Consider the following 7,677-nt stretch of genomic DNA (forward strand, 5'->3'; position numbering starts at 1 on the left):
AGCGAGTCCGCGTTCGCTTTTAGCGTCTCGTAGAGAGCGTCTTGATTCTGACGAATGTATTCTGACTTCTGAATTCTTCTTCAATTGTCAGTCTCGAAGTCCTGTACTAATGGTTACAGCTGCCTTGCTTTTGGTGTTCTTGAGAACCGTGACCGTGATTACAGTCACCTTGTTTCTTAGGCTGATCCTGACCGTGGGAGCAGTTTTGCAAATCTTGCTTCATCAAGTTTTCGCTCATTTCCTGCAAAGATTCGTCCGCAGGCTTTAAGCCAATCCAAGCATCAATCTTTTGTACATCGAATCCTACCTCGCGGCGATCGCCTATTTCTAACAAAGGACGGCGAATCAATAGTGGCTCTCTCAGCATCAGCCCCAAAGCGGTTTCTGCATCAATTTTTTCAGGAACCACCTCACCAGATTTTACCTTTGGAGAGGAACGATTAAACCATTCGGCTACGGGGCGATCACCAAAAAATGAACGCAACCGCTCAACCGTCCAAGGTTCTGTTAGCAGATTGTATGCTACCACCTCATGACCGGCAGCTGTGAGCAAAACTTTTTGCTTAGTACCACCTTGACAGCCTGGTTTACTATAGAAAATTACTCGTGCCATTTAACTAGCTCCTGATTACTCAATTGTTTGTAGTTGGCGCTGTCTTCGCTAAAGCGCAACTACCAGCCGATGAAATTAATCCTGACGATTCCTAATTAAAAATTCCTAGCCTTATGGGTAACTGAGTCAAACTCAAATCTCTCATTTGGATCAGTTTCGCCGTAAACATTAAAAGTCACAGTTGGTTCATCACCTACTGCTTCTACACTGTGAATTGCATCGGGAGCGAAGCTAATAATATCCCCTGGAAATAGAGTTACCTCTCCCGTCGGTTCAATTTTGTCCTGAAATTCTGGGCTATGGGTGCGTTGCCAAATAGTATTTTTTTCCTGGCCTTTTAACACCGCCACTACTCCCCACGTCCCATGATTATGAATGGTTGATCTGGTTCCCGGTGCAAATGTTACTGTTTGCACCGTCAACGGAAAACCCAATTCATCGTATAGGAGCAAAACAGAGGTTCCCGTATTAGGCGAAGGCTCTAAAGATTGACTTCGCACCCAGTAGGAATTTACTATCAAGCGCCTTACGAGCATCCGAATTTCTGGTAGACGACTAGCTTGATCATCCACACTATTGAGAACATCTTCCATCTCAGTTAAAAACCGATAAAGACGATAATTCTCTCTCAATAAATCCCATGCTCTCACAGATTTACAGGCTTGATACTGACCATCCCCCGTTACCAGCCAATCCCTATCTTTCATAACCTTTAAATTGATAGCTGATAAGATTGGATGACAAAAATCGGAGAGACATTAGGAATACTGCCCAGATCAACTTTAGTCGGTATGCTGACAGCAGGAAAGATAGAGTTACTATTAGTGGCAACTCCCAACAGAGAGTAAGAGGAATTTGACGTAGTAGAAAACCAATTGTTCATGATTGTTCACCTTGATTGTTGACTAAAAGGGTATTGGGCATTGGGCATGGGTTATTCTCGTTGTCTCCCTTGTCTCCCTTGTCTCTCCCACTCCCCACTCCTTCTTGTAAAGAAGCGCATTGAGTAATTAATCATCATCTTCTGCTGGACGTGTCAAAATATCCAGGAGAATCCCAGAACCAAAATCATTCTTTTCGTCTATCTCTTTTACTTTGGTGCTGATTTCTTTTGCTTGCTCTATCGCTCCTAACTTTGCTAGTACTAATCCAGAAGCAGCATAAGCATTTAAGTACAATCGAATTTGTGGGTCTTCTTTGCGATTGACTAATATAGGCTTAAGTTGCTCCCAGTTATCAGGCAATTTTTCTACTTCTTTAATTTTATCTAATAATTTGACTGTTGTTTGCAAAGCAAGAGAATAATTATTTTTATAATAGAAAAATCTATATGCTGCTACCAATACATCTGTATTTTCACCAGTTTGGGCTAAAGCTTGTTGAATATATTTTTCTGATTCTGATGTGTTCTCCCAGGTTTGTGCAGCTAGAATTAATAGATTCTTGATGTCCTCTGGAACCTGGAACCATGACAATTGGTTTGTATTAGCTTGCATAATAAACTCCTGAATGGGGAGTGGGGAATGGGGAACGGGGAATGGGGAGTAGGGAGTAGGGAGTAGGGAGTAGGAGTATTTACCACTCACTACTCCCCTTGAAAACAGGGTGAAAATCTACAACATAAAGGTAATCGGAAGTATTCACCACTCCCGACTCCCGACTCCCCACTCACTTTTAAAACAAAGTCAGAACGTACACCAAAGTGAATAGAACAATCCAAATAATGTCTACGAAGTGCCAGTAAATTTCTGCCATTTCGATGAAAGTATGATTGGTTGCAGAATATTCACCGGGAAGACGCGATCGCCACAATACACGTAATATCAATAACAGTCCCACAAAAACGTGCAAACCGTGGAACCCAGTCATGATATAAAAGCAGTTGGCGAAAACGTTGGTAGTCAGTCCGTATCCTAAAGTCGAGTACTCATAAACTTGACCACCCAAGAAAATTGCCCCCATGAGTGCAGTAATTGCATACCACAATTGCATTCCCTTGACGTTATTATTTTTTATTGCTGTATCACCGAAGTGAATCACGAAACTACTGGACACCAGAATAATGGTGTTAATCGTCGGCACAAGTAGTTCTACTTCACTTCCTTCTGGCGGCCAAACGGCTGTAGTACCTCGGAAAAACAAATAAGTGGCAAAAAATCCTCCAAACATCAGGGACTCAGAGGCGAGGAACGTTAACAGTCCCCAAACTCTTAAATCTGGATGTTCTTCGTGTCCTACACTGTGATCTTCGCTCGTCGTTGTAGCTATAGTCATAGATTTATTGACAATATTATCCACTGTGTCTGTTGTGGAAGTTTGAATAAAGAATGAAGTGTGAAGCGGCAAATTTTCATTCCTCATCCAAAATCCTTATTTAACCAAACTCTTCACTTGTTCAGGAATTCTCAAAATTCCGAGTTTCAAGTTCTAAGCTTGGAGTTCCAAGTTCTAATCTCGGAGTTCCGAATAATAATGCTCAAGTTTCGAGTTCCAAGCTCGGAGTTCCGAGTTCTAATCTCGGAGTTCCGAGTTCCAAGCTCGGAGTTTCGAGTTCCAAGCTTGAAGTTCCAAGTTCCAAGCTTGAAGTTCCGAGTAATAATGCTCAAGTTCGGAGTTCCAAGCTTGGAGTTTCGAGTTCTCAAATCAAATAACTAGAAATTGCAGTCACCTTGATAGGAATAGCAGTACTCAATCTACTAACTAAGCACTAGCTTCCGGCGTTGCAGATGGCTGTATTTCAAGCCTGTTATCATGACCGTAGTCATAAGGGCCATGAGTGACAACGGGCAACACTTCCCAGTTTTCAATTGCGGGTGGTGAGCTAGTTGTCCATTCTAAGGTCAAAGCTTGCCAAGGATTATCACCAGCCAAAGGCCCCTTCAGCCAACTATAGATAATGTTGATGGCGAAGGGAATTACCGATATCCCCAAAACAAATGAACCATAGGTACAAATTTGATTGAGGTCGATAAATTGGGGGTCATACATTGCCACTCGTCGGGGCATTCCTTGCAAACCCAACTCGTGCATGGGTAAAAAGGTCAGATTAGTGCCGATGAAGGTGAGGGCGAAATGAATGCGACCCCAGGTTTCATTCAGCATTCGTCCGGTCATTTTGGGGAACCAGTGATAAATACCGGCGTAGATGCCAAACACGGAACCGCCAAACAGAACGTAGTGAAAATGTCCGACAACATAATATGTGTCGTGAACGTGAACATCAAAGGGAGCTGTTCCCATCGTCACACCGCTTAAGCCGCCCATGACAAACATGGACAACAAGCCAATGGCGAAAAGCATCGCACTGGTGAAGCGGATTTTACCACCCCAGAGGGTAGCAACCCAGGCAAAAATCTTCACACCAGTAGGAACTGCAACTATGAGAGTGGAGATGGTGAAGAACATCCGCATCCAACCGGGTGTGCCACTGGTAAACATGTGGTGTACCCAGACGAACAAACCCACAACGCAGATGGCTACACTAGAATAAGCGATCGCTTTATAACCAAAGATTGGCTTACGGGAATGAACTGGAATTACCTCCGACATGATGCCGAAGATGGGCAGAATCATTAAATAGACTGCCGGGTGAGAATAAAACCAGAACAAGTGTTGATAAATTACAACGTTACCGCCTGCATCTGGTTTAAAGAAGGAAGTACCAAAGTTGAGGTCAAACAACAGCAGAATTAAACCGGCTGCTAATACAGGTGTGGAGAGAAGTGCCAGCAGGGAGGTTGCCAAGATTGCCCAACAAAACAAGGGCACTTGATCCCATTTCATGCTGGGAACCTTCATCAACAAAATGGTGATCACAAAGTTCAGTGAACCCAAAATTGAGGAAGTTCCTACCAAGACGATCGCAAGTATCCACATAGTTTGGGCGATTGGCGCTGTCACCAAGCTCAAGGGTGGATAAGCTGTCCAACCAGATTGCGAACCGCCAAAGATGAAACTACCTAATATGAGGGCACCTGCTGGTGGATTTAACCAAAAGGCGACTGCATTCAGCTTCGGGAAAGCCATATCCCTAGCACCGACCATCAAGGGCACCAAATAGTTACCAAATCCCCCAATGGCGCTAGGGACAATCCACAGGAAGATCATGATCGTCCCGTGATTGGTCATGAAAGCGTTATACAGATTGGGGTCGAGTACGTCTGATTCTGGTGTTGCTAATTCGACACGCAGAGCGATCGCCATCAGTCCACCGATCAGATAGAACACAAACGCCGTTACCAGGTATTGGATACCAATAACCTTGTGGTCAACATTAAATGTAAAATAGTCCTGCCATCTCCACGCCTTCGGGTGGGAGGTATGGCTAACCACCATTTTCGGTTTATTTTCTTCTGGTGGAGTATTCCGGGGAAATTCTACCTGCGTCATATTTTTTACCACTATGCGGAGTTCAGGGTCAAACGTCCAAAGTAATTAAATGTGACTCTTGTACAGACGTGATTAATCGCGTCTCTCTTGACTCATGACAACTGACTCTAAAGTTGCTGCACTAATTCCCATATCATGGGTGTGGGGAGCGAGAAACTCTGATATTGATAAGTCAGCTGGATTAATTGCAACGACTTGATTTAGGTTTTGCTTTTGAGCAATCTGGTTTTCTGTCCGCCAGCTTTTATATTCTTCTGGTGTGTGGACAATTACCTGTGTCCGCATTGAACCGTGATAACCACCGCACAACTCAGCACAAACTACGGGATATGTGCCTGGTTTAGTGGCAACAAATCGTAGTTCGGTAGGGATACCGGGAAGTGCATCTTGTTTGAGGCGGAAGTTTGGCACCCAGAATGAGTGAATTACATCTTGTGCTGAAAGGTTGAGTTGCACATCAGCACCGACGGGTATGTGCAATTCCCCAGAGGTAATGCCACTATCAGGGTAGTTAAATAACCAGGCGTACTGTATCCCTTTGACATCAACAACTAAATCGGCTGGTTTGTCTAGGGTTTGAGGAGACGCGCCGATGCCAATTGTTGGGGCAATTGTTGGGGCAGTTGTTGCTTGGGAAGTATCGCTTAATGTGCCTGCCAGAGCGGTTCCCGGCATATGAGCAACATGATCTGCTGAATGAGGATGACCCGCAGGATCAAAGCCTCCCATTCGGTTAAAAACATCTACACTGTAGATGCCCAAGAGGAGGACAATCACTGTTGGAATTGCTGTCCAAAAGACTTCTAAGGGAACGTTGCCTTCTACGCGCACACCATCGGTATCGTCACCCGGACGGTGACGAAACTGAATCAAAAAAACTACAATGGTTCCTTCTACCACCAAGAAGAGTGCGATCGCAATGGTAAACATGACGTTGAAAAAACCGTCTACCAAAGGCGCTTGTAGCGATGCTTGCACCGGCATGAGAGTGTGGTTTTGACCAATCCAAATGCTGATTGCTGTAACTACTATCCCAGCAACCAGAGTCCATAGTGAAACAGGAACTTGTTGCATACATGCTACCTGCTTTGTAAACCGTCTTTAAAGATGTGATTTTGTGGGAATTGGGAATTGAGCATTGGGCATTAAGCATTGTTATCTATTCCCTATTCCCCGTTCCCTATTTCCTATTCCCCATTCCCTTTTCACTTATTAACTTTCTAACGTGTAGCCATAAAAAATGGGGGAAACTTCAAGATTTTTTCCATATCTTTCCCCCAGAAAATTACAAATTATATTTCAACTCCTATGACAAAGTTAGCCCCCTGTTTTCAGAAAAGCTAGTTGTTCCAAGAGGGTACTGTTAGACCCAGGATTATTTCGTTCTAGACATAAACCGCCCCGAACTAAAGTTCTTTTTCTTATAGCTAAAGTCCGTTAAAACGGACTATAATCTTTTCTCAGTCATCTTTAGACGAATGAGTGCTATTAGATTCAGAATTCATTCTGAGGCGGGTTAGATGAGAATGAAACAGCCCTGTTGTTAGACCTAATATTGATTAGGCTATATTAGCAGCAAGTTTAAATTTGTTAATAGCTAACATTTTACGATTTACGGATTTGTTTACTGTGAACTTTTTTGGAGTTCCGGTAAATATTTAGTATTCCCCTCAAGTTACCTTGCCTAGCGCATTTGCGCTTTCTACAAACAGTGCCTCATTGAATCAACAAGAATTTTAACTACTTCCAAAAACCTTAATTGTTTAACGCAACATGGGTATAGCAGTTCTTCGGACAAATCCGTGAACAAGCTTCACAACCAATACAATTATCTGGAGAAGTAACTGCCATTACTTTCCGTTCAATTTCTTCATCATCTTCGTCTTCTACAAATTCACCTTCTTCATTTAGCGCCTTCAAACCTAGCACATTGTACCCGCATACTTTAACACATCTGCCACAGCCGATACATTTGTCCTTGTCGATTTCCTGAGCAAATTTTGGTGTCCAAGTCTTACCGCCAAATGTCAAACCTGTTAGTTGTGCCATGAATAAATCCTCGGCAATTTTGCCTGTCAATCTGTTTGTGCATTAATCATCATATTATCCTAAATTTTCTTTTGTTGGTATTCAAAAATTACTTTTATCTCATCAAAATTCGATGACTTTGAACACAATGCAAAATTATTTTGATTTCAATTGATAGATAAAAATTATTGAGAATTATTATTATGAATTTTTAGTATTCCTCGTTCCTATGCTCTACATGGAAACGCATTTATCTAAATGTCTGACTGGAGGTAGCAGCCCCTAATCAGCCATGCATAGGAATGATAGAAGAAGAAATTGAGGGCTTGAAACCTATCTCAGTGGGCAAAGTCTCGTATAGATACGGTTTTAGAGGTTGTTTGAAAAGTGTTTCGCTGTGACTTTAGGCACTTTTAGATCCCCCCTAGCCTTAAAAAGGGGGGAACCGGAATCAAAGTCCCCCTTTTTAAGGGGAGCCACTGCGTTGGGGAGCCAGTGCGTTGGGCGGCTCTGCCGACTTGAAGCACCTGGCATCGGCTCCGCCGACTTGAAGTACGTGGCGTCGGCTCTACCGACTTGAAGCACCTGGCGTGGATTTAGGGGGATCTAAAACTATTTGATACCGACAATAGGACTTTTCAAACATC

General features: G+C 43.2%; 8 protein-coding genes. All 8 read right to left on the minus strand.

From position 1 onward, the window contains the following. Positions 1–106 precede the first annotated feature (106 nt). The gene (locus PUQ00_RS31440; RefSeq protein ID WP_300423807.1) at positions 107–613 is read right to left on the minus strand and encodes an ArsC/Spx/MgsR family protein; all 507 of its coding nucleotides are present in this window, start codon (positions 611–613) and stop codon (positions 107–109) included. Between the two features lie 95 nt (positions 614–708). After that, positions 709–1,320, minus strand: a complete 612-nt coding sequence (locus PUQ00_RS31445) for a cupin (protein WP_300423809.1) — start codon at positions 1,318–1,320, stop codon at positions 709–711. Between the two features lie 5 nt (positions 1,321–1,325). Next, the gene (locus PUQ00_RS31450) at positions 1,326–1,496 is read right to left on the minus strand and encodes a hypothetical protein (protein WP_300423810.1); all 171 of its coding nucleotides are present in this window, start codon (positions 1,494–1,496) and stop codon (positions 1,326–1,328) included. A 127-nt stretch (positions 1,497–1,623) separates the two neighbouring features. Further along, the gene (locus tag PUQ00_RS31455) at positions 1,624–2,109 is read right to left on the minus strand and encodes a hypothetical protein (protein ID WP_300423811.1); all 486 of its coding nucleotides are present in this window, start codon (positions 2,107–2,109) and stop codon (positions 1,624–1,626) included. 178 nt (positions 2,110–2,287) lie between these two features. Then, a complete protein-coding gene (locus tag PUQ00_RS31460) occupies positions 2,288–2,887 on the minus strand; it encodes a heme-copper oxidase subunit III (protein WP_300423817.1) in 600 nt (199 codons plus the stop codon). A 426-nt stretch (positions 2,888–3,313) separates the two neighbouring features. Continuing rightward, positions 3,314–5,002 (minus strand): cytochrome c oxidase subunit I, encoded by a 1,689-nt coding sequence (gene ctaD / locus PUQ00_RS31465; protein WP_300423813.1) that lies wholly within the window; start codon positions 5,000–5,002, stop codon positions 3,314–3,316. A 72-nt stretch (positions 5,003–5,074) separates the two neighbouring features. Beyond that, positions 5,075–6,076 carry a cytochrome c oxidase subunit II gene (locus tag PUQ00_RS31470; RefSeq protein ID WP_300423815.1) on the minus strand — a complete coding sequence of 334 codons (1,002 nt, stop codon included), beginning with the start codon at positions 6,074–6,076 and terminating at the stop codon, positions 5,075–5,077. Between the two features lie 681 nt (positions 6,077–6,757). Continuing rightward, positions 6,758–7,051, minus strand: coding sequence for a ferredoxin III, nif-specific (gene fdxB, locus PUQ00_RS31475; protein ID WP_300423816.1), 294 nt, complete (start codon positions 7,049–7,051; stop codon positions 6,758–6,760). Between the last annotated feature and the right edge of the window lie 626 nt (positions 7,052–7,677).

Origin of the sequence: Nostoc sp. S13 (assembly GCF_029379315.1) — a bacterium.
Classification (GTDB): domain Bacteria; phylum Cyanobacteriota; class Cyanobacteriia; order Cyanobacteriales; family Nostocaceae; genus Nostoc.

Excerpts from the sequence above, each read along its gene's own strand:
- PUQ00_RS31470 (WP_300423815.1), bottom strand. The coding sequence starts at position 6,076 with ATGCAACAAGTTCCTGTTTCACTATGGACTCTGGTTGCTGGGATAGTA.
- ctaD (WP_300423813.1), bottom strand. The coding sequence starts at position 5,002 with ATGACGCAGGTAGAATTTCCCCGGAATACTCCACCAGAAGAAAATAAA.
- PUQ00_RS31445 (WP_300423809.1), bottom strand. The coding sequence starts at position 1,320 with ATGAAAGATAGGGATTGGCTGGTAACGGGGGATGGTCAGTATCAAGCC.
- PUQ00_RS31460 (WP_300423817.1), bottom strand. The coding sequence starts at position 2,887 with ATGACTATAGCTACAACGACGAGCGAAGATCACAGTGTAGGACACGAA.
- PUQ00_RS31455 (WP_300423811.1), bottom strand. The coding sequence starts at position 2,109 with ATGCAAGCTAATACAAACCAATTGTCATGGTTCCAGGTTCCAGAGGAC.
- PUQ00_RS31450 (WP_300423810.1), bottom strand. The coding sequence starts at position 1,496 with ATGAACAATTGGTTTTCTACTACGTCAAATTCCTCTTACTCTCTGTTG.
- fdxB (WP_300423816.1), bottom strand. The coding sequence starts at position 7,051 with ATGGCACAACTAACAGGTTTGACATTTGGCGGTAAGACTTGGACACCA.
- PUQ00_RS31440 (WP_300423807.1), bottom strand. The coding sequence starts at position 613 with ATGGCACGAGTAATTTTCTATAGTAAACCAGGCTGTCAAGGTGGTACT.